Annotated in this window: 20 protein-coding genes; 9 read left to right on the top strand and 11 right to left on the bottom strand. The window is 67.0% G+C overall.

The annotated features are described in order from the left end of the window. Positions 1 to 47 precede the first annotated feature (47 nt). The 8 genes from RMCB_RS00985 to RMCB_RS00950 all read right to left on the bottom strand — a co-directional run bounded on the left by RMCB_RS00985 (position 48) and on the right by RMCB_RS00950 (position 9,923). A complete protein-coding gene (locus tag RMCB_RS00985) occupies positions 48 to 1,436 on the bottom strand; it encodes an LLM class flavin-dependent oxidoreductase (protein ID WP_062827259.1) in 1,389 nt (462 codons plus the stop codon). Continuing rightward, on the bottom strand, positions 1,433 to 2,722 hold the full coding sequence (locus RMCB_RS00980; RefSeq protein ID WP_062827258.1) for an NtaA/DmoA family FMN-dependent monooxygenase: 1,290 nt from the start codon (positions 2,720 to 2,722) through the stop codon (positions 1,433 to 1,435). The genes RMCB_RS00985 and RMCB_RS00980 overlap by 4 nt, the downstream gene beginning before the upstream one ends. Before the next feature lie 143 nt (positions 2,723 to 2,865). Further along, a complete protein-coding gene (locus tag RMCB_RS00975) occupies positions 2,866 to 3,633 on the bottom strand; it encodes a sensor domain-containing protein (RefSeq protein ID WP_062827257.1) in 768 nt (255 codons plus the stop codon). A gap of 100 nt (positions 3,634 to 3,733) precedes the next feature. After that, positions 3,734 to 4,327, bottom strand: coding sequence for a TetR/AcrR family transcriptional regulator (locus RMCB_RS00970; RefSeq protein WP_029367248.1), 594 nt, complete (start codon positions 4,325 to 4,327; stop codon positions 3,734 to 3,736). Between the two features lie 83 nt (positions 4,328 to 4,410). Next, on the bottom strand, positions 4,411 to 5,571 hold the full coding sequence (locus RMCB_RS00965; protein ID WP_029367249.1) for an acyl-CoA dehydrogenase family protein: 1,161 nt from the start codon (positions 5,569 to 5,571) through the stop codon (positions 4,411 to 4,413). 45 nt (positions 5,572 to 5,616) lie between these two features. Continuing rightward, positions 5,617 to 6,423, bottom strand: coding sequence for an SDR family oxidoreductase (locus tag RMCB_RS00960; protein ID WP_062827256.1), 807 nt, complete (start codon positions 6,421 to 6,423; stop codon positions 5,617 to 5,619). Continuing rightward, positions 6,420 to 8,507, bottom strand: a complete 2,088-nt coding sequence (locus RMCB_RS00955; RefSeq protein WP_062827255.1) for an acetate--CoA ligase family protein — start codon at positions 8,505 to 8,507, stop codon at positions 6,420 to 6,422. The genes RMCB_RS00960 and RMCB_RS00955 overlap by 4 nt, the downstream gene beginning before the upstream one ends. A gap of 36 nt (positions 8,508 to 8,543) precedes the next feature. After that, the gene (locus tag RMCB_RS00950) at positions 8,544 to 9,923 is read right to left on the bottom strand and encodes a flavin monoamine oxidase family protein (RefSeq protein WP_062827254.1); all 1,380 of its coding nucleotides are present in this window, start codon (positions 9,921 to 9,923) and stop codon (positions 8,544 to 8,546) included. A gap of 128 nt (positions 9,924 to 10,051) precedes the next feature. Here RMCB_RS00950 and RMCB_RS35950 point away from each other — a divergent pair, with 128 nt between their 5' ends. Both RMCB_RS35950 and RMCB_RS00945 read left to right on the top strand, forming a co-directional pair. Then, on the top strand, positions 10,052 to 10,216 hold the full coding sequence (locus RMCB_RS35950; protein ID WP_165606235.1) for a hypothetical protein: 165 nt from the start codon (positions 10,052 to 10,054) through the stop codon (positions 10,214 to 10,216). Further along, complete coding sequence (locus RMCB_RS00945; protein ID WP_062827253.1) at positions 10,216 to 11,649, top strand: cytosine permease; 1,434 nt, start codon at positions 10,216 to 10,218, stop codon at positions 11,647 to 11,649. The genes RMCB_RS35950 and RMCB_RS00945 overlap by 1 nt, the downstream gene beginning before the upstream one ends. Before the next feature lie 31 nt (positions 11,650 to 11,680). Here the strand turns inward: RMCB_RS00945 and lepA are convergent, their stop codons facing one another. Continuing rightward, entirely contained in the window at positions 11,681 to 13,588 is a 1,908-nt protein-coding gene (gene lepA / locus RMCB_RS00940) for a translation elongation factor 4 (protein WP_234791950.1), read from the bottom strand. Between the two features lie 35 nt (positions 13,589 to 13,623). Between lepA and RMCB_RS00935 the strand changes: the two genes are divergently transcribed. Next, positions 13,624 to 14,238 (top strand): type II toxin-antitoxin system PemK/MazF family toxin, encoded by a 615-nt coding sequence (locus RMCB_RS00935; protein WP_029367256.1) that lies wholly within the window; start codon positions 13,624 to 13,626, stop codon positions 14,236 to 14,238. Between the two features lie 33 nt (positions 14,239 to 14,271). Here the strand turns inward: RMCB_RS00935 and RMCB_RS00930 are convergent, their stop codons facing one another. Beyond that, the gene (locus RMCB_RS00930) at positions 14,272 to 14,898 is read right to left on the bottom strand and encodes a GNAT family N-acetyltransferase (RefSeq protein WP_062827252.1); all 627 of its coding nucleotides are present in this window, start codon (positions 14,896 to 14,898) and stop codon (positions 14,272 to 14,274) included. Between the two features lie 88 nt (positions 14,899 to 14,986). On the opposite strand from RMCB_RS00930, the gene RMCB_RS00925 reads away from it, so the two are divergent. The 6 genes from RMCB_RS00925 (at position 14,987) to RMCB_RS00905 (ending at position 20,126) form a co-directional block, all read left to right on the top strand. Next, the gene (locus RMCB_RS00925) at positions 14,987 to 15,433 is read left to right on the top strand and encodes an STAS domain-containing protein (RefSeq protein WP_062827251.1); all 447 of its coding nucleotides are present in this window, start codon (positions 14,987 to 14,989) and stop codon (positions 15,431 to 15,433) included. A gap of 253 nt (positions 15,434 to 15,686) precedes the next feature. Then, positions 15,687 to 15,833: a hypothetical protein gene (locus RMCB_RS35945; protein WP_165606237.1), complete on the top strand. Its 147-nt coding sequence runs from the start codon at positions 15,687 to 15,689 to the stop codon at positions 15,831 to 15,833. A 265-nt stretch (positions 15,834 to 16,098) separates the two neighbouring features. Beyond that, on the top strand, positions 16,099 to 17,100 hold the full coding sequence (locus RMCB_RS00920; protein ID WP_062827250.1) for a methionine ABC transporter ATP-binding protein: 1,002 nt from the start codon (positions 16,099 to 16,101) through the stop codon (positions 17,098 to 17,100). Next, complete coding sequence (locus RMCB_RS00915) at positions 17,097 to 17,792, top strand: methionine ABC transporter permease (protein WP_029367262.1); 696 nt, start codon at positions 17,097 to 17,099, stop codon at positions 17,790 to 17,792. The genes RMCB_RS00920 and RMCB_RS00915 overlap by 4 nt, the downstream gene beginning before the upstream one ends. 25 nt (positions 17,793 to 17,817) lie before the next feature. After that, positions 17,818 to 18,723 carry a MetQ/NlpA family ABC transporter substrate-binding protein gene (locus RMCB_RS00910; RefSeq protein WP_062827249.1) on the top strand — a complete coding sequence of 302 codons (906 nt, stop codon included), beginning with the start codon at positions 17,818 to 17,820 and terminating at the stop codon, positions 18,721 to 18,723. Between the two features lie 29 nt (positions 18,724 to 18,752). Continuing rightward, positions 18,753 to 20,126 (top strand): NtaA/DmoA family FMN-dependent monooxygenase, encoded by a 1,374-nt coding sequence (locus RMCB_RS00905; RefSeq protein ID WP_084388330.1) that lies wholly within the window; start codon positions 18,753 to 18,755, stop codon positions 20,124 to 20,126. On the opposite strand, the gene RMCB_RS00900 is transcribed toward RMCB_RS00905, so the two are convergent. Next, entirely contained in the window at positions 20,110 to 20,541 is a 432-nt protein-coding gene (locus RMCB_RS00900; protein ID WP_062827247.1) for a CBS domain-containing protein, read from the bottom strand. The genes RMCB_RS00905 and RMCB_RS00900 overlap by 17 nt on opposite strands. Between the last annotated feature and the right edge of the window lie 39 nt (positions 20,542 to 20,580).

Here is a 20,580-nt window from a genome sequence, read left to right as displayed (position 1 = left end):
ACAATGAATTAGGTGGTCATGACGATGCCGCAACATCGGCGTCGGCGTCAGTTATCGAATCGACGGGATTCTTTTGCCAACCGGAAACCGGCGCCGGGATGGTCCGGCGGCAGCACGGCCGAATCGCCGCCGAACAGACGCTGCCGCAAGGTGGTCGGGGCGTCCGGTGTCCTGGCCCGGCCACGCCGCCGCAGCTCCGGTATCAGATGCTCGGCGACGTCGGCGAAACTGCCCGGGGTGACGTGGTATGCGATGTTGAACCCGTCGACCCCGGTGCGCTCGGCGTAGGCCTCCAGTTCGTCGGCGACCGTCGCGGCCGACCCGACGAACAGTTGCCCGCCGAAACCTCCGAGCCCCCCGACGTAGTCGCGCAGCGTGATTCGGCTGTCCCCGACCGCGGCGAGAATCGAGCGGCTGGCGTCGGTGTCGAACTGCTCGATGGGCCGGTCCACCCCGTAGGTGGACCAGTCGACACCACTGAGCGCCGAGAGCAGCACCAGTCCGGCGTCCAGGTCGTGGTAGCGGGTCAGTTCATCAGCCTTGGCCCTGGCCGCTGAATCCGTGGTGTCGGTGACGATTTCGATTGAGGTCAAGAACTTGATCGCGTCGGGGTTGCGGCCGTGGGCCGCCGCACGACGGCGAACATCGTCGATGTTGGCGCGCAACACCTCGGGACGCGGATCGCTGGCGAACACCAACTCGGCGTTGCGCGCCGCGAATTCCCGTCCGGCCGGCGATGTTCCGGCCTGGAACAACACCGGCGTGCGTTGCGGCGACGGCTCAACCAGATGCGCACCCGGAACCGAAAAATAGGTGCCCTCGTGCGCGATACCGTGCACTTTGGTGGCATCGGTGTAGATACCGGCCTCCCGGTCCCGTACGACCGCGCCATCCTCCCAGGAGCCTTCCCACAGCTTGTAGGTCACCTCCAGGAATTCCTGGGCCATGGCGTAGCGCTCGTCGTGCGCGATCTGCCGGTCGCGGCCGATGATGTTGCGCGCGGCACTGTCCAGGAGCGACGTGACGACGTTCCAGCCGATACGGCCGCCGGTCAGATGATCGAGCGTGCTGAACTTGCGCGCCAGCAGATACGGACTCTCGTAGGTGGTGGACACGGTGATGCCGAATCCGAGATGCGTTGTCGCGGCTGCCATCGCCGAAACCGCCAGCAGCGGATCGGTCACCGGCGTCTGTACGGCACGCGTCAGCGCTGCCGCCGCGTCACCGCCGTACACGTCGAGCTGGCCGACCGCGTCGGCGACGAACAGGGCGTCGAATCCGCCGGTGTCGAGGAGTTTTGCCAGTTCCACCCAGTACCGGATGTCGGTGTAGCGGGCGGTCTGATCGAGTGGGTGACGCCACAACCCGAAGTTGCCGTGCGACACCGTCGACATCGTGAACGCCGCCAGTACGAAGGGATCTCGTGTTGTGGTCATCGGAGGGGTACCTCCAGGCCCAGGTGCGAGCGCAACGTCGTCCCGGCGTATTCGTGGCGGAACAGACCACGTTTGCGCAGCACCGGCACCACCTGTTCGACGAACAGCTCGGTCTGCCCGGGCAATCCGGTGTCACGCAGGACGAAGCCGTCGGCGGCCGCCGTACTGAACCACTCCTCGATCTCGTCGGCGATGCGCTCAGGGGTGCCGACCACCGATGCACCCCAACCGTTCACGGTGCGGTACAGGAACTCTCGCACGGTGGGGTTGCCGTCGGCGGCCAGCGCCCGGTAGCCGGCCAGCGCGGTCTGATGGGTCTGGGTGTGCTCGGGGAACGCCGATGCCGGAACCGGACCGTCGAGGTCCGCGTCGGTGACGTCGACGTCGACCTCCAGTAGCCACCCGGCCTGATACTCCGGGCTGAAGTATTGGTATTCCTCATGTTCGGCGCGCTTGGCCTCGTCCTCGGTGGACCCGACCACGTAGCGCAGCGACGGAGTGATCAACGGCGGCCGCGCCCGGCCCTGGCTCGCGGTATGGATCTGGCGGTAGAACTCCTGCGCACGCGCCCGGTTGCCGTGGCTGGTGAAGATGACCTCGGCATGGCGGGCCGCAAACGCCCGCCCGGTCTCCGACGAGCCGGCCTGGAACAGCACGGGCCGGCCCTGCGCCGACCGCGAAGCCCCCAGCGGACCGGTGACGTCGAAGTACCGGCCGTGGTGGTCGGCGCGACGAATCTTGGTGACGTCGTGGAAGATTCCTGCTTCGCGGTCTTCGACGATGGTGTCCTCGCCCCAGCCGTCCCACAGTTTGCGCACCACGTCGAGGGCCTCCTCGGCGATGCGGTACCGCTCGTCGTGGTCGACGACGCCGTTGGCGCTGAAATTGTCGGCCGCGGCCTGCGCGAAGCTGGTGACCAGGTTCCAGCCGGCCCGCCCACCGCTGAGGTGATCGAGTGAGAGCAGTTGCCGGGCAAGGTGATAGGGATGCTGCAGGGTTGCCGATCCGGTGACGACCAGGCCGATGCGCTCGGTCACCGAGGACAGTGCCGCTGTCGCGGTCAGCGGTTCGAAGTCCTCCGGGGTTTTGTACGCCCACGTTGCGGGCGGTCCGTAGTTGAGCCCGTCGGCGAAGAACAGCGCGTCGAAGGTCCCCGCCTCGGCAGTTCGGGCGTGTTCGATCAGGCGGCGTCGCACACCGGCGGTGCTGTTGTCGACGCCGGGATGACGCCAAGGGCCGGCCGAGCGGGTGTTGCCGAAAGCGAGCAGATGCAGTTCTCTGGGCACTGCGCCGACGCTACGGCCGCCGCCGCCGCGGTTGCAGGGTTGCGCTCAGCCAGAAGCCAACTCACGTTTCTCCCGCGAGCAGTCACGCAGGTCCACGAAAACCGGCGTGTCGCGGACTTGCGTGTCTGCTCGCGGGGGAACGGTCAGGTGAGTTCCTCGACGCGGTCCATCATCGCGCGCGCGACGTCGATGGCGACGGTGTCGACATTGGACGGCCTGCCCGATGTCACCGCGTCGCTGTAGAACGCGATCTCGGTCTCGACCAGGCAGTTGGCCCGCACGCCGATGGCACGGGCCACCGGGCTGGTCGACTGGTCTGTGGTGTGGCCGAATTCGACGGTGGCGGCGATCACCGAACCGGTCTCCCGCACGTCGGTGATCGCGTCGGTGTAGTAGCCACCGCGAACCGACTCCCGCACGAGCGTCACCGTCTGGCCCTGACAGTCCTTCCACTGCTTGGCGAACCCGGCGAACAGTGCGTTGGCGTCTGCCACGCTGCCGAGGGCGACGATACCGACGTCGACGGCGAGCACCGCGCCGTCGGACTGGTCGCCCTTCCACTGTGTGCTGGCGGCGCCGGTGACGTCAGCTGATTCGTAGGTGCTGCGCTGCATGGGACTCGACACCGTGACACATTCGTGCGGGGTCGCATCCTGTTCGGTGGCCAGACCATTGGGCAGGTCATCGAGACCACCCGAGATCGGCGGCACATAGTTGTCCTCGGCAAGGGTTTCACCGACGATCTTCTCCACCTGCCCGATGTCGGGCAGCGCCTTTTCGACGGATTGACCGCTCAGCGGGCGCGGAGCCAAGCCGTTGGCGGCCGCCACACGGCCGTCGACGACCTTGGTACACCCCGCCGTCAGCATGACGGCGCACACCAGCAACCCGAGCGCGCCAACCGTTCTCATCGCCTACTCCCGCCGACAGCTATCGTCTCGACCCTACTACGGCAGCGGGGTCAGCAAAGCCTACACAAGGGACTCAAAGACTTTCGGCGGCTCGGACGGATCAGCGGGCGATGACGTCGCCGATGAACGCCTTGCAGGTCTCCTGCATCGCGTCCAGCGACATGCTCTGCGAGCCGAGCAGCACCTGCACCGCCAGCCCGTCGAGCATGCCGATGAGCATGTTGGCCAGCACGACGGGATCGCCGGATCGGGCCAGTTCCTGGTGCTGCGCCGACCGGATCACCCCGGCCACCACGTCGCGCCACTGGCCGTAGAGCCGGTCGTTGATCTCCTGCAGCACCGGGTCGCGGCTGCCTTCGGCCCACAGTGCCAACCACACCTTCCAGGCTCGCCGCGATCGTTCGTCGGTGGGCAGGTAGGACTGCACGAGATCGTGCAGGATGGCCAGACTGTCCTTGTCCGAGCTCAGCAATTCCTGCCGACGCGCCAGCGAATCGGCGAGGTTGAACTCGAACGCCGCGGTGATGACGTCGCGCTTGGTCTCGAAGTAGTAGTGGACGGTGCCGGAGCTGACCCCGGCCACCTTCGCCACATCGGAGAGCCGCAGGGCCGGGATGCCGATCTGCGCGATCACCTCGCATGCCGCAGACAGAATCTGCGGCCGCCGCTCGGCCTCAACGCTGGGACGTGGCATCGGCTCTCCGGATCAGCTCGGCATTGCTGGGCCGATCGTACAAGTCCGATAACTGTACGTTCAATCAACAATGCCCCGCCGGGTCAGTCGAGGTTGCGGGAGATCACCAGCTTCATGATGTCCGAGGTGCCCTCCTCGATCTCCTCCAGTTTGACGTCGCGCATCCACTGCTCGACCGGATATTCACGCGAATACCCCCAGCCGCCAAGGGTTTGGACCGCCGCGTGGGTGACGAACATCGCCGTCTCGGAGGCGGTGAGCTTCGCCATCGCCGCCAGCCCGCGCGCCGGTGCTCCGCTGTCGATCACCCGGGCCGCGTGCAGCACCAGCAGACGGGCCGATTCGATGCGGGTCGCCATCTCGGCGAGCCGGAACGCCACCGCCTGGTGTTCGATGATGGGCACCCCGAACTGCTTTCGCGTCTTGGCGTAGTCCAGCGCGTACTCGTAGGCAGCCCGCGCCGCACCCACAGCGGCCGCACCGAGCACCACCCGCGAGATGTCGAACGTTCCCATCAGACCGTAGAAGCCCTGTCCCTCTTCGCCGAGCCGGTCCTGCTCGGGGACGAACACGTCGTCGAGGAAGATCTCGCGGCACACGATGGCGCGCTGCCCCATCTTCTTCATGGGCTCCCCGAAGGTCATTCCGGGGGCGTCCCGGTGGACCAGGAATGCCGTGACGCCGCCCGACCGCTTGCTGGGGTCGGTCTTGGCGAAGATGACGTAGAACTCGGCCGCGCCGGCGTTGGAGATCCACGCCTTCTGCCCGTTGATGCGGTACCCGCCCTCGACACGGGTCGCGGTGGTGACGATCGACGCGGCGTCCGAGCCGGATTCCGGTTCGGTGGTGGCCAGCGAGGTCATCGGGGATTTCGGCCCGGTCAGCGGGGTCAGCCAGCGCTTCTTCTGATCCTCGGTGCCCAGCACCATGATCGGATCGGAGAAGAACCCGTTCGAGCACACGAGGTTGCCGATACCGGGATCGCCCCAGCACAGTTCCTCCTGCACCAGGCACTGCGTGAAGACATCGGTGAAGCCTCCGCCGCCGAACTCCTCGGGAATCATGAAATCGGTGATGCCGACCTCGGCCGCCTTCTGGAAGATGTCGACGGGCGTAACGGTGTCGGCCTCGTCGACCTCGCGCCCGCGGGGCCGGATCTCCTTGGCGGCGAAGTCGCGGCACAGCTCGACGATCTGACGCTGCTCATCGCTGAGCGGCCAGGCCGGGATGTTGGTGGTCTGCATGTCGTGTCTCCTCTTCGATCGTGAAAGTTGTTGGGGCGTGCGGTTTCAGGTACGCGCCAGCGGGTCGGTGTAGATGGCCTTGCCGAGCCATTGGGCGCCGTCGGCGACCAGCACATCGCCGGTGACGAACGCGGCGCGGTCGCTGAGCAGGAACGCCGCGGATTCGGCGATCTCCTCGGGGCTGGCGAACCTGCCCGCGGGAACGCTGGCCAGCACGTCGGCGCGGGCCTGCGCGGTGGGCCACAACGCGGCACCTGCGCCCTGGGTTTCGGTGGGGCCCGGGGCGATGCAGTTCACCCGGACGTTGCGCGCACCCCACTCCACCGCCAGCGTGCGGGTCATCGCGACCACGCCGCCCTTGGCGGCAGCGCTGTGCACCGTGCCGGGGTGACCGTGCCAGGCATAGCTTGCGATGACGTTGAGGATGCTCCCGCCGCCCTGGGCCAGCATGTGCCGCCCGGCCGCGTGCGTGCAGTAGAAGGTGCCGTTGAGCACGATGTCGGTGACGGCTTTCCAGCCGTTGGGCGAGAGGTCCTCCGACGGCACGACGAAGTTGCCCGCCGCGTTGTTGACCAACGCATCGATGCGGCCGTGCCGGGCCACCACGTCGTCGACGGCGTCCGCGACGGCGACGTGATCACGCACGTCGCACACGACCGCCTCGGCGCTCACCCCATGGGTCTCGGCCAGGCGCACAGTCTCCTCGAGGGCTTCCTTGCGGCGCCCCAGCACCGCGACGGTGCCGCCTGCCGCGGCCCACCGCACCGCGATGGCCTGACCGATCCCGCTGCCGCCGCCGGTCACCAGTGCGACCCGCCCGGCGAATTCGCTCGAAGTATCCGGTGTTGTCACGTGTCGTCTCCCAATTCCGTTGATTCGCAATGTTCTTGTCCAGCCACGGGAATCACCAACGCGTCGACGGCAACGGCTCCCTGCGGGGTGGCCCGGACCGGGTTGAGCTCGATCTCGGCGATGTCGCTGCGCTGGGCGATCAACTCCGAGACCGCCACCACCAGGTCGGCCAGGCCGTCGATGTCGACCGCGGGCCGTCCGCGCCAGCCACGCAGCAGCGGAGCCATCCGCAAGTCGTCGAGCATGTGCCGTGCCGTCTCATGTGAGACCGGGGCGCGTTCGACGCGGACGTCCTGATGCACTTCGGTTTCCGTGCCGCCCGCGCCGACGACCACGAAGGCACCGAGCTGCGGGTCGCGCCGCGCACTGACGAGAACTTCCACGGCGCCTTGCCGCATGTCCTGCTCTTCGACGACGTAATCGCCGTCACCGAGCCGGCCGTGCATGTCCTCCAATGCCGCGCGCAGTTCGGTGGTGTCGCCGAGACCGATTCGGACCCCGCCGACTTCGCTCTTGTGCTCCAGCCATCCGGCCTTGAGCACGTACGGGGCCCGCAACGCGTGCAGCTCCGCCAGTTCGGCACCGGTGGTGACCAGCGCACCGGCGGGGAAGGCAACGCCCTTCTGCGCCAGCAGTTCCCGCGCCGCCCAGTAGCCGGGCAGCACCGGGGTGTCGAGGCCCGCGCACGAGGGGGTGTCGACCACCGGCCGCGAGCTCAGCGCGGCGGCGTGGGCCAGCGCGCCCGTCACGGCCTCGATCGAGCCGAACGCGGGCACACCACAGCTCCAGAGTGCTTGTGCGGCGGGTGATTCCGGTCCCATGGTGTGCACGACCACGGGGATGCCGGTGGCTTCGACGAGCGCACCCAGCCGCTGCGCGACCGCAATCTCGGCGTCCGTCATCGCCGGGATGTCCTGCGCGTAGCACCCGAAGTACCCGGTCATCACCACGGCGTCGATACCGGCCGCCACCACCTGTTCGACAACCGTTGCGTAGCTTTCGATGTCCTTCTCGCCCGCCCCGGCCAGGTCGACCGGGTTGGAGCACGCCGCGCCCGCGGGCAGCACGCCGGCGAGGGATTCGCTGAGCGAGACCGGGAACGGTGCGACCGTCAGCCCCCGCTCGGAGGCCACGTCCGCGGCGATCGCGCTCTGCCCACCGCTGTCGCCGACGATGGCGATGCGCCGCCCCTTCGGCACGGGTGCGGCCAGCACTGTGCGCGCGACGTCGATGACCTCTGCGGGCGTGTTGACCCGCACCACACCCGCGGCGCGGCAGGCCGCGTCGACCAGGTCCAGCGACGACGTCAGCGAGCCGGTGTGCGAACGCGCCATCCGCGAACTCGCGGCGCTGGAGCCCACGGTCAGCAGCACCGTCAGCTTGCCCGTCGTGCGCAACGCCGCGAGGGTGGCGAAGAGGGCCTCCCCGTCGGTGAAGCTCTCCAGGTAGACGACGACCACCCGGGTGGCGTCGTGCCCTGCCAAGTCGGCGAGCAATTCGACTGCGGTGACATCTGATTGGTTGCCGATCGACACGAACCGGGACACCCCCAGGCCGTGTCGCCGCCCCATCGCGGCGAGTTCGGAACCGAGCTGCCCGCTCTGCGAGACGATGGCAAGCGGCCCCGGGGTGAGGCTGCCCCACATCAGCTGTAGATCGCTGCTGGCGTCGTAGATGCCGAGGCTGTTGGTGCCGATCAACCGGGCGCCGTGGGCGGCGATCCGCGCCGCGAGTGCCCGCTCGTCGGCGACGCCCGCGGTGATCCCGAGAAAACCCCGTGCGCCGCGCTGCAGTCCTTCGTCGACCACGGTGTCGATGTGGGCCGCCGGTACGCACAGGGCAACCAGATCGGGAGTGTCGGGCAGATCGAGCAGGCTGGCCGCGCACGGTTGGCCGAGCACCTGCCGGGCACGGCTGTTGACCAGGTGCACCGCGCGGCGCCGGGCACCCGTGAGGGCACCGGAGGCCAGCCAGTAGCCCCACTTCGCGGGGTCCTCGGAGGCACCGACGACAGCGACAGAGCGCGGGTCGCTGAACACGCTGAGGTCTGCGCCGGCGCGGCCGAGCACAGAAGTTTGCGCCACGTGACTTGTTCCTATCTGTGGTGACGGTGATGAGGATTACGGGGTTGCGGCAGCGATGATCTCGTCAGCGGCGCGCTGACCGGAGGCGATCGCGCCGTCGATATAGCCGTTCCAGACACTCGACGTTTCCGAACCCGCCCAATGGATCCGTCCGCACGGGGTCCGCCATCCGGTGGCGCCGTGTTCGACCCAGACCCCGGGTGCCGGGTTGGCGGCATACCCGCCGTGCGCCCAGGGGTCTTCGGGCCAGCTTTTCTCGGTGTACCGCACCGGGTGTGCCGCCTCATCGCCGAAAATGGCGCCGAGCGTGGCGAGGATGTCGGCGCGGCGCTCGGCCGCCGGCAAGGCCGCCCAGCGGCGCTGGCGGTCGCCGTAGGCGAACGACACCAGCACGCCGGCCTCGCCACCCTCGGGCGAATTGTCGAAGACGACGCCGACGTTGTGGTCGCCGTACACCGTGGCCTGCCCGGACAGCCCGCGCTCGCGCCAGAAGGGGCGGTCGTAGACCGTGTGGATCTTGGAGACCTCGCCCATCGGGCTGCGTTCCATCCAGCGATTGCGGGACGGCGGCAGCGCCGGGGTGAACCGGATCCGGACCGCCGCGCCCGGGGATGCGGCCACCACCACGTGCGAGGCGTACACCGGGCCACGGTCAGTGTCGACACGCACCCCGTCGGCACCGTGCTCGACGCAGGTGACCGGCGTGTTGAGCCGGATCTTCTCGCCGAGGTGCTCGGCCATGGCCAGTGCCACCGACTGCGCGCCGCCCACGAACCGCCGCTCCTGGGCGCATCCGGCGGTCTCCATGAGCTGGTCGAAGCCGCCGGCGGACGCGACATAGAAGAGCAAGTGGAACAGGGAGATGTCCCTGGGCTCCACGGTCCAGACGCCCTGCACCGCGAGCGCGAGACGCCGGCGCGCATCGGCGTCGGCGACGGTGCGGTCGAAGTACGACTGGACGGTTTCGCTGTCCCACTCGGCGATCCGCTCGGTGGCGCTCGGGTCGTCGAGGTTGACCGTAATGGCGAGCTTGTCGATGGCCTCGGTCGCCTCGATGTACTGCTCGACACCGGGGCCACCGGCCGGCCCGGCGCCTCGGAAGGGGCGGCATTTGCCGTCGGCCCACAGTTCGAGGTGATCACCGGTGTCGTAGGTCGGGAAGGTCGCGCAGCCGAACCTGTCGGCGGCGGCGAGCAGCCGGTGCTGGGTGGGCCCCACCCACTGCCCGCCGTGGTCGACCACCACGCCGTCGTCGAGCCGCTCTGAGTGCACGCGGCCACCGACGCGATCCGACGCCTCCAGCACCAACACGTCGATACCGTTGTCCGCCAACGACAATGCTGCGGCGAGGCCGGCGTACCCGGCCCCGATCACCACGGTGTGCACGGAGTCCCCGGACGGCGAGGTTGTTGTCATGGGTTCGATTCTTATTGTTAATTGGCCCGCCAGTCAAGAATGAATGTGATTCCGTCAACCGGGTTGACAACTTGTGAGGGCCACCACAGACTCTCTTAAACTGGCCCGCCAATCAGAAATGGAGCCCGGTGGACGACACGACATTCGACCGAGAACTCGAGGACCGCCTGAGCATGCTTGAGTCCCCCGACGCCCCCACGATGGAGGTGTCCGACCTGCCGATGGCCGACCTGCTGGTCGCGATCGCCGTCCTCGCCCTGGCCACCGTCGCACTGCTGTGGTGGGCGTACTGATGACCGACGCACTGCGCCAGAGCGGCGCCGAGACCAGCCTGGATGCCACGCTGACCGACCTTCCCCTGCGTCCCGCCGAACGGATCTGGGGCTTCTGGCAGCACTCCGCGGTCAACGTGGGACTCGCGGTGGCCACCTGGGCCTTCCTTCAGGGCGCGGCCGTTGCGTACTACGTGGGTGTCACGCAGGCCATCGCGTCGATCGTCATCGGCTACGGCATCAGCGTCCTGCTCGTCGCGCTGGCCCCGTGCATGCCGTCGGTCAAATACGGCATCGAACAGTTCGTCGGCCTGCGCAGCATCTTCGGCGAGAACGGCGCCCGGGTGGTGATGGTCTCGGTATCCACCGTGCTCGCGGCGGCCTGGTCGGCCGTGCTGGCCATCATGTTCGGCCACGGCCTGGTGACCGTCGTCAACCAGGTTGCCGGAACGCACTTCTCCGAATCCGGCGTGGCCGCCAGCCTGCTGGGCCTGGTCGCGATCGTGGTGTCCTGGATCGTGCTGGCGCGCGGGCCCGTATCGGTCGAGGCGGTATGCCGCTTCATCGCGCCGCTGCTGGTGCTCATCATCGTGGGCGTCATCGTGATCGTGTTCTCCGGCCACACCTGGTCGGACATCACCGCACTGGTTCCGCTCGGCGGGGCCAGCGACGACCCGCACCTGAGCTTCATGCTGGCCGTGGAGCTGAACCTGGCCGGCGGCTTCGCCTGGTGGCCCAACCTTGGCAACCTCGCCCGGCTGACCCGCAGCTCCCGAGCGGCCTTCTGGCCCAACTGGATCGGCGTCTTCGGCGCCTCGGTGTGCGCCGCGGTGGTCGGCGTGCTGGCAGCCCTGTCGCTGCAGATCGAGGATCCGACCCAGTGGATGATCCCGCTCGCAGGCGCCGGCCTCGGCGTGGTGGCACTCGTCATCATCTGCCTGGCCAACATCACCGCGATCCTGTCACAGGGCTACGCGTCGATGGTCGCGCTCAAGGGCGGCGGCGGAGCGTTCTTCCGCAAGGCGGCATGGCCTCTCATGCTCGCGGTGATCCTCGGCCCGGCCGCCGTTCTCGTGTTCTTCCCGTCTGCCGTATACGACAACTACGGGCGGTTCGTGTCCTGGGGCGCGATCGTGCTGGCGCCGCTGTGCGCGGTCCAGGTGGTCGACTACTTCGTCCTGCGGCGTCGCCGTCTCAACGTCCGCGACCTGTTCCGGCCCGTCGGCGAATCCGCCTACAGCTACTGGAACGGCTTCAACATCGCGGCATTCGCCGCCGTCGCCGCGGGCGCGGTCACCTACGCACTTCTGCTCAACCCGGTGACCTACGAACCGACCGGCGTGTTCCGCTACACGACGGCCTCACTGCCCGCCTTCGCGGTCGCCGGGCTGGCGCACTACCTGCTGACGCGGCTGGTGGTGCAACGCACGGGAGCCGGCGGCTACCCGCGCTGAGCGCTACGTTCGACGGGCGCGGTGGAAGGGGCTACTTCTTCGCCTTGTCCCCCGCCGCGTCCGTCGAGAGCGCAGCAACGAAGGCTTCCTGCGGAACCTCAACGCGCCCAATGGTCTTCATGCGCTTCTTGCCCTCTTTCTGCTTTTCGAGCAGTTTGCGCTTACGGGTGATGTCACCGCCGTAGCACTTGGAGAGCACGTCCTTGCGGATGGCCCGGATGTTCTCGCGGGCAATGATTCTCGAACCGATCGCGGCCTGCACCGGAACCTCGAACTGCTGGCGTGGGATGAGCTCCTTGAGCTTGGTGGTCATCTTGTTGCCGTAGGCCGCCGCCGAATCCTTGTGCACGATGGCGCTGAACGCGTCGACCGCCTCGCCCTGCAGCAGGATGTCGACCTTCACCAGATCGGCCTGCTGCTCGCCGGCCTCCTCGTAGTCGAGACTGGCGTAGCCACGGGTGCGCGACTTCAGCGAATCGAAGAAGTCGAAGATGATCTCGCCGAGCGGCATGGTGTAGCGCAGCTCGACGCGTTCAGGCGAGAGGTAGTCCATACCGCCGAGTTCACCGCGGCGGGACTGGCACAGCTCCATGATGGTGCCGATGAACTCGCTCGGTGCGATCACCGTCGTCTTGACCACCGGCTCGTAGACCTCGCGGACCTTGCCCTCGGGCCAGTCCGACGGGTTGGTCACCACGATCTCCGACCCGTCGTCCTTGATGACGCGGTAGACGACGTTGGGCGAGGTGGAGATCAGGTCGAGATCGAATTCGCGCTCCAGGCGCTCGCGGGTGATCTCCATGTGCAGCAGTCCCAGGAAACCGCAGCGGAACCCGAAGCCGAGCGCCACCGAGGTCTCGGGCTCATAGGTCAGCGCCGCGTCGTTGAGCTGCAGCTTGTCCAGGGCGTCGCGCAGATCCGGATAGTCCGAACCGTCCACCGGGTACAGGCCCGAGTACACCATCGGCTTCGGTTCTCGGTAGCCGGTCAGTGCCTCCTTGGCGCCGCCGCGGGCCGTGGTCACGGTGTCGCCGACCTTGGACTGCCGGACGTCCTTCACACCCGTGATGAGGTACCCCACCTCGCCCACCCCGAGGCCCGCGCTGGCCTTGGGTTCGGGTGAGACGATGCCGACCTCGAGCAGTTCGTGGGTGGCCCCGGTGGACATCATGGCGATCTTCTCGCGCGGGACGATCTTGCCGTCGACGACGCGCACATACGTGACGACGCCGCGGTAGATGTCGTAGACCGAGTCGAAGATCATCGCGCGGGTCGGCGCGTCGGCGTCACCGGTCGGAGCAGGCACCTGCCGCACCACCTCGTCGAGCAGTTCCGCCACGCCCTCCCCGGTCTTGCCGGACACGCGCAGCACATCGGACGGCTCGCAACCGATGATGTGCGCAAGCTCACCGGCGTAGCGCTCGGGGTCCGCGGCGGGCAGATCGATCTTGTTGAGCACCGGGATGATGGTCAGGTCGCGGTCGAGCGCCAGGTACAGGTTGGCCAGTGTCTGCGCCTCGATGCCCTGCGCGGCGTCGACCAGCAGCACCGCGCCCTCACACGCCTCCAGCGCCCGGGACACCTCGTAGGTGAAATCGACGTGGCCAGGTGTGTCGATCAGGTGCAGGACGTGATCCTCACCATTGACCTGCCAGGGCAGCCGCACGTTCTGGGCCTTGATGGTGATGCCGCGTTCGCGCTCGATGTCCATCCGGTCGAGGTACTGCGCACGCATCGACCGGTCATCGACGACGCCGGTGAGCTGCAGCATCCGGTCGGCCAACGTCGACTTGCCGTGGTCGATGTGGGCGATGATGCAGAAGTTCCGAATCTGCGCCGGCGCAGTGAACGTCTTGTCGGCGAAACTGCTGATGGGAATCTCCTGGTGAGCGTGGGTGTCGAGCACGTGCTGTGCCCATCCAGGGTATCGAGCACCCACCCCCGCGACACAATCGCGGCCGCCGATCCTGCCCTATGCTCGACACCATGGCGTCGCAGTGGAAGGCGTTTCAGCGCTTTGCGGAAAACCTCGTGTTCAACGAGGCGCCGAAATTCATCCGCCAGCTGCAGAATCCCGAGACCGTGCCGCGCACGGTCCAACAGGGAATCCAGCAGGGCATCAAACTCGGCCTCGAGGTACTCGCCGGCAGCCAGGCCGAACGCACTCCGGCCATCACCGCGGGCCGTCCGGTCTCGCAGCACACTGTTCCGACCGCGCACCGGGCCCGCCGGCTGATCTACGCACCCGATCTCGACGGCCGGGCCGATCCCGGCGAGATCGTCTGGACCTGGGTGGTCTACGAAGACGACCCGACCAGAGGCAAAGATCGGCCGGTCCTGGTCGTGGGCCGCGATCACCGGACCCTGCTCGGCCTGATGCTGTCGAGCCAGGAACACCACCGCAACGAGCCCCACTGGGTCGGTATCGGCACCGGCAGCTGGGACTACGACGGCCGCGCCAGCTGGGTCCGGTTGGACCGCGTGCTCGACGTACCCGAAGAGAGCATCCGCCGCGAAGGCGCGATCCTCGACCGCGACCGGTTCGAGGTGGTCGCCGCGCGCCTGCGCGCCGAGTACTCCTGGAGCTGACGCAGCGCTACCGTGGCTGCCGCCACCCAAGCGTTACCGTGGCTGCCGCCACATCGGGGTCAGCGAGGGGCCGCCATCCGGCAACCGGATCTCGCCGGTGACCTCGAATCCGAACCGCAGGTAGTACGGAATGTTGTCCGGATTGCTGGACTCCAGATAGGCCGGCGCGTGCTCGGCATCGACACGGTCCAGCCGCGACCGCATCAACACATGACCCAAGCCACCGCCGCGGACCGTGGGGTCACTGCCGATCACCGCGAGGTACCAATGCGGCTCCTGCGGATGGTGCTCCTTCATCAGCGCTTCGATCTGTTGAGCACGCGTGCCCCGCCGCCCGAACGCCCGCAGAAACGTCGGCATCATCAACAGCTGCTGCAGCCGCGTGTGTCGCCACTGTCCCGGCGCATCCCACAGCGCCGCGGCCCCGATCCGTCCGTCTCGGGTGGCCACCTCGCTGCCGCCGCCGGCCAGGAAGTGGTGCCGCGTCATGGTCGCGAACATCGGTACCAGTCCCCGCTTGCGACGCGCGTCCTCGGGCAACATCCACTTCATCACCGGGTCTTCGTAGAAAGCCCGCGCCAACACGGCGGCGAGCAGCGTGACGTCGGGTTTGTCCACTGGGCGGACATCAATGCTGGCCACCTGCCCACGATCGCACATTCGATGAGCCGGGACACCACATGAGAAGTAGGAGTAGACGCGCGGGGAACGGGTAGTTCTAGGTCAGTATTGTCACCAAGGGGTTGCCATGACCGGTCCTAAGCTCGTCCGCATCTCGACTGCTTCACCCGCGCTCGGTGTGCGGCTGTGCAGCTACCCGCGCCCGCCTGCCGTGGTCATCGAAGTCGGCGGTGAGATCGACGCTCGCAGTGTCCGTCACGTCAGCCGCTACTTGATCGGATTCATCCACGTCGGCCGCCCGTTGGTACTCGATTGCTCCCGGGTGAGCTTCGTCAACTTCGCCGGTTTCAGGGCAATCCTTCGTTTCGCAACGGAGTGCCGTCAGACCGGGCGGGATTGGGTTTTGGTGGCAAGTGATGCCGTGAAGCTGCTGTTGCCCACCGCAACCGGGCTCCGGCTGCCTGTCGTTGACACCTTGGACGAAGCGCTGCTGCGACTCGCGCAAACGCCTGATGCCAGGTGGCGGCTTCGATCGATCACCACGCTGGAATCGAAGAAGTTGGCGGGCGACTGACGAGCGTGACGCGCCGCGACCGCGCTTGGCCGGACGAGCCATGCCGGACAACCGATTCCGTGCGACCCGGGTAGCCCACATCGGGCACAACTTTCCGAAATACGGGATTAAGCAGCGGTGATCCGGGGAATACAAAGATGTTTGGCGAGGATGGGTGAGGAGCTGTCCATCATGACTGGGATCGCTGTCAGTGCGGACATCCGTCCGCAGTTTGCGCCGTCCTTGCGGTCACGGTGATCGGAAGGACAGGCAAATGATCAATTTGATTGCCACGCTCGATAGCGAGATCTTCACTGCCTATCAAGAGGTCAAGAAGGCGCGAGCCGAGGCCGACTATGCCGCGATGATCCGATGGATGACGCGCGTCGACCGACTCCTCGACCGCCGAGCGGCCACATAGCAAACTCTGCTGCGAGTCGACGCCTGCGAGAGCGCCGGGCGTCTGACGTATCGGTCTGTGTCCCACTGAGTTAGCGGCGAACCGCGCCGGATCTATGCGAATCCCACTGCGCGGTAAGCGAACCTGATCCGGGCACTTTCGATCAATTCGATTTCTACCCTGTGGCGCGCGCCCTGCGGTGCGTACATTGCGGGCTGTCGGCAGGTGTCCGGCCATCCCCGCGCAGTGCTGCGCCGACGTGTCCGCATCAACCCAGAGAGCGTCCGTGATAGAGATCGAGAGCCTCACCAAACGTTTCGGGGACCGTACCGTTCTCGACGACATCTCGTTGTCCGTCGGCAGCGGTGAGATCCTGGCGGTCGTCGGCCCCAGCGGTGCGGGCAAAAGCACGCTGTCACGCTGCGTGAGCTTCCTCGAGCGCCCGAGCAGCGGCACCGTGCGGGTCGACGGCAAGGACTTCGCGCGGCTCGACGGGGCCGAACTGATCGCGGCGCGCCGTGACATCGGCGTCATCTTCCAGACCGCTCCCCTGCTGCGGCGTCGCACGGTCGCACAGAATGTCGCGTTGCCCCTGCAGTATCTGCGGGCCACAGACGATTCCGTCGACCGGCGGGTCGGCGAGTTGCTCGAGCGGGTGGGGCTCGCCGACCGCAGCGGGTACTTTCCCGCTGCGCTCTCCGGAGGCCAGAAGCAGCGGGTCGGGATCGCCCGTGCGCTGGCGCTGCGACCGTCGGTGCTGTTGTCCGACGAGGCCACCGCGGGGCTCGACCCGACCACCACCAAGTCAATCCTCGCCCTGCTCAGTCACCTTCGTGACGAGTTCGGTCTATCCGTCATCCTCATCACGCACGAGATGGAAGTGGTGCGCGAAATCGCCGACTCGGTGGCCCGCATCGACGGCGGCCGCATCGTCGAACACGGTTCGGTCACCGATGTCATCCTGGATCCGGACTCGGCCCTGGCCCGCGAGTTGCTGCCCGAGCGTCCCGCCGTGACGCCCACCGGTCCGGCCGACGTCTGGGAGGTCTCCTACGCCTCACGTCAGGTCCCACTGGACTGGCTGACCGCCGTGCACAGCGTTCCCGGTATCTCGGGCCTGCGGGTCGACGTGCTGTCCGCCAGTGTCGAAGCCATCCGTGGCGTCGCGGTAGGGCGGGCGGTGCTGGCGATCTCACCGTCGGCCCCAACAGGTTTCGCCGACTATCTGAGAGACCGCGGGCTGCACGTCCGGGCAGGCCAGATCAACTCCACTCGGGAGGCGGCGTGACGTCGTCCGTCACCGTCGTGGCCCAGGAGGACTTCAGCACGCCATGGGCCCACGTGCCCGATCTCCTCCTGCCCGCATACGGGGAGACCTGGCTGATGGTCGGCATCACGATGGTTCTTGTCGTCATCGTCGGCACCCCGCTCGGTGTCACGCTGCACAACACCTCGCCGCTGGGGCTCTATCCGAACCCGCGGCTGTTCACCACGCTCAACACGATCGTGAATGTGGGGCGGTCCCTGCCGTTTTTGATCCTGATGGCAGCGATCATCCCGGTGACCCGGTTCATCGTCGGCACCACGATCGGTATCCCGGCCGCGATCGTGCCGATGACCACGGCGGGCGTACCGTTCTTCGCCCGGCTCGTCCAGAACGCCTTGCGTGAGGTGCGGTCCGACGTCACCGACATGGGCCAGGCCTCGGGCGGTACCACGCTTCAGGTCATCCGGACCGTGCAGCTGTCCGAAGCCCTGCCCGCCCTGGCCGGGGCCTTGACGGTCAACGTCATCGCGATGATCGAGTACTCGGCCATCGCCGGATCGATCGGCGCCGGCGGTGTGGGCAATCTGGCAATCACCTACGGCTACAACAGGTTCGACGACAACATCATGATCGCGACCGCGGTCACGCTGATCGTCACGATCCAAGTCGTCCAGTTCGTCGGCGACCGCGTCGTCAAAGCACTCACACGCTGAAAAACCGCAACACGAAGGAACATCCGTGACCGAGCAGCAGACCGCGTCGCACACCGTCGGCGATATCGACATCGAGATCAAGAAAAAGCAGCGCTGGCCGTGGATCGCGGCCGCCGTCGGCGTCGTGATCGTCGTCGTGGGCGGCATCTTCTTCGCCAACAGCACCAACCAGGACAAGCCGTTCGGCACCACGCTCGACGTCGCGACGTGGAGCACCGACATCGCCGCCGAGAACCTGCTGGCCTACATCGCCCAGAATGTCGCACCCGACCACGGGATCACCATCAAACCGGTGCGGATCGACAATCTCATCGAGATCAACCGTGCCGTCGACGCTGGCACGGTGGCCGGCAACTTCTTCGAGCATCAGCCATTCCTCAACGACGCCATCGCAGCCAACGGATTCCAACTCACCCTGGCCGCCCCGACATTCACCTGGGACCAGGCGACGTACTCGAACAAGTACCGAAGCTGGGCGCAGCTGCCGACGGGCGCCAAGATCGCGCTGCGCGACGATCCGGCCGGCCAGGCGATCGCCCTGCTCGACCTGGCCGAGGCCGGGCAGATCACCCTCAAACCCGGCAAGGAGACGCTCGCGGGACTTCCGCAGCTCGGCGACATCGCGGCCAATCCCAAGAACTACCAGTTCGTTCAGGTTCCGATCGGCCAGCTGGCACGCAGCCTCGCCGACGTCGACGCCATCGTAGTCCACATCTCCGACGTGTATGCCGCGGGTCTGACCGAGAACCAGATCTTGGCCCGGCATCCGGCTCCGAAAGGCAGCGAAGGCGGATTGGTGGTGAGCAACAAGCATCTCAACGATCCCAACGTCCAGAAACTCATCCAGACGTTCAAGGATCCCAAGGTCGCCGAATTCCTCAAGACCACCGACAACACCCTGATCCGTGACACCTTGGGGCCGATCTCGTGAGCAAACCCCTGTACTTCTCGGCCTTCGTGATGAACACCGCATCCCATGTGCTGCACGGTCTTTGGCGTGCCCCGGAGGCGCAGAACCATAAGTTCAACTCGCTTCGGCACTGGACGTCACTGGCCACCGCGGTGGATCGGGCCGGCTACGATCTGCTCTTCTTCGCCGATGTCTTCGGGCTGCGGGCACCGTGGAACGGCAACTGGCGCAAATCCGTCGAGGGCGGTATCCAGATCCCGGTCAACGATCCGTCGGTGCTCGCCTCGGCGCTGGCCGCCGCGACCGATCACCTGGGCATCGTGTTCACCAGCTCGATCGTGCAGTCCCACCCGTTCGACTTCGCCCGGCGGATGTCGTCGTTGGACCACTACACCGACGGCCGGCTCGGCTGGAACATCGTGACGAGCTTCAACGAGAACATGTTTCGCAGCTTCGGCCACGAGGGCACCCTCGCCCACGACGAGCGCTACGAGTGGGCGTACGAATACGTCGACGTGACGTACAAGTTGTGGGAAGGATCCTGGGACGAGGACGCGCTCGTGCAGGACAAGGACCGTAGTATGCACTCCGACCCGGCCAAGATCCACAAGATCAACCACGTCGGCAAGCGGTACCGGGTGGAGGGTCCGCACTTCTCGTCGCCGTCGCCGCAGCGCACACCGGTTCTGTTCCAGGCAGGTTCGTCACCGGCCGGACAGTTGTTCTCGGCCCGAAACGCCGAGGGCGTGTACATCAGCAGCCCGAATCCCGAATCGGCGCACCAGCTGACCACCGAAACTCGCGCTCTGGCAGTCGAAAACGGTCGCGAGCCGCACGACATCACATTCGCCCAGGGCCTGTCGTTCGTGATCGGCGACACCCACGCTGACGCGGTCCGACGCAATGACGAACTCAAGCGTTTCCTGGACTTGGAAGGAATTGCCCTGCACGCGTTGGGCGATGCCGGAATCGACGCGGGCAGCCTGCCGCTGGACACGCCGATCAGTCAGCTCGGTGAGTTCACCGGGATCAAGAGCTTCACGCGGTGGGCGGCCGAAGCGTCGGGCAATGCCGAGCCGACGATCCGGGACATGGCTTGGGTGCTGGAAGGAGCCAACCGCGTCGTCGGCACCGCCGACGAGATCGCCGACCGCCTCGAGGAATGGCGCGAGGCCGGTGTCGACGGCATCAACGTCTATCACGCGACGGTGCCCCAGTCATTTCAGGAGGTGGCCGACCGGCTGTTCCCGACACTGCGCGAGCGGGGGCTGATCGCCACCGACAAGTCGGGCACGCTGCGCCACAAGCTGTTGGGTCGCGGCGACCGGCTCCCCGAGCGCCATCCGGCCGCCGCCTACCGAGGCGCCTTCGCCGACAACGATCTTCTGAACGGTGTCGGCGAGCGCGTCAGCGCTCCTGCGTGATGTAGGCCTGCAGCTGCTGTTGCTCGGCTTCGAGCTCCTCCATCCGCGTCTTGACGACGTCACCGATGCTGACGATGCCGGCGAGCCGGCCACCGTCGAGCACCGGCACGTGCCGCACGCGGTTCTCGGTCATCAGCACGCTGAGATGGTCGACCGTGTCGCGCGGGGTACACGTGGCCAGCACCGTCGTCATGATCTCCGAGACCGGCTGCGCCAACAGGCTGCTGCCGCGTTCATGGAGTTTGCGCACCACGTCGCGTTCGGACACGATGCCTGCCAGTCCTTCGGAACCGACCACCACCATCGCGCCGATGTTCATTTCGTGCAGCCCGGCCAGCAGCTGAGACACTGTGGCTTCCGGGGATATCGTCGCCACGGCGGCGCCCTTGTTGCTCAGCACGTCCGCGATCCGCATCGCCCGCCTCCGATCGTGATCCACCTCACACCAGGCTAG

Origin of the sequence: Mycolicibacterium brisbanense, assembly GCF_001570425.1 — a bacterium.
GTDB lineage: Bacteria > Actinomycetota > Actinomycetes > Mycobacteriales > Mycobacteriaceae > Mycobacterium > Mycobacterium brisbanense.
This window is presented reverse-complemented; position numbering and strand designations above follow the sequence as displayed.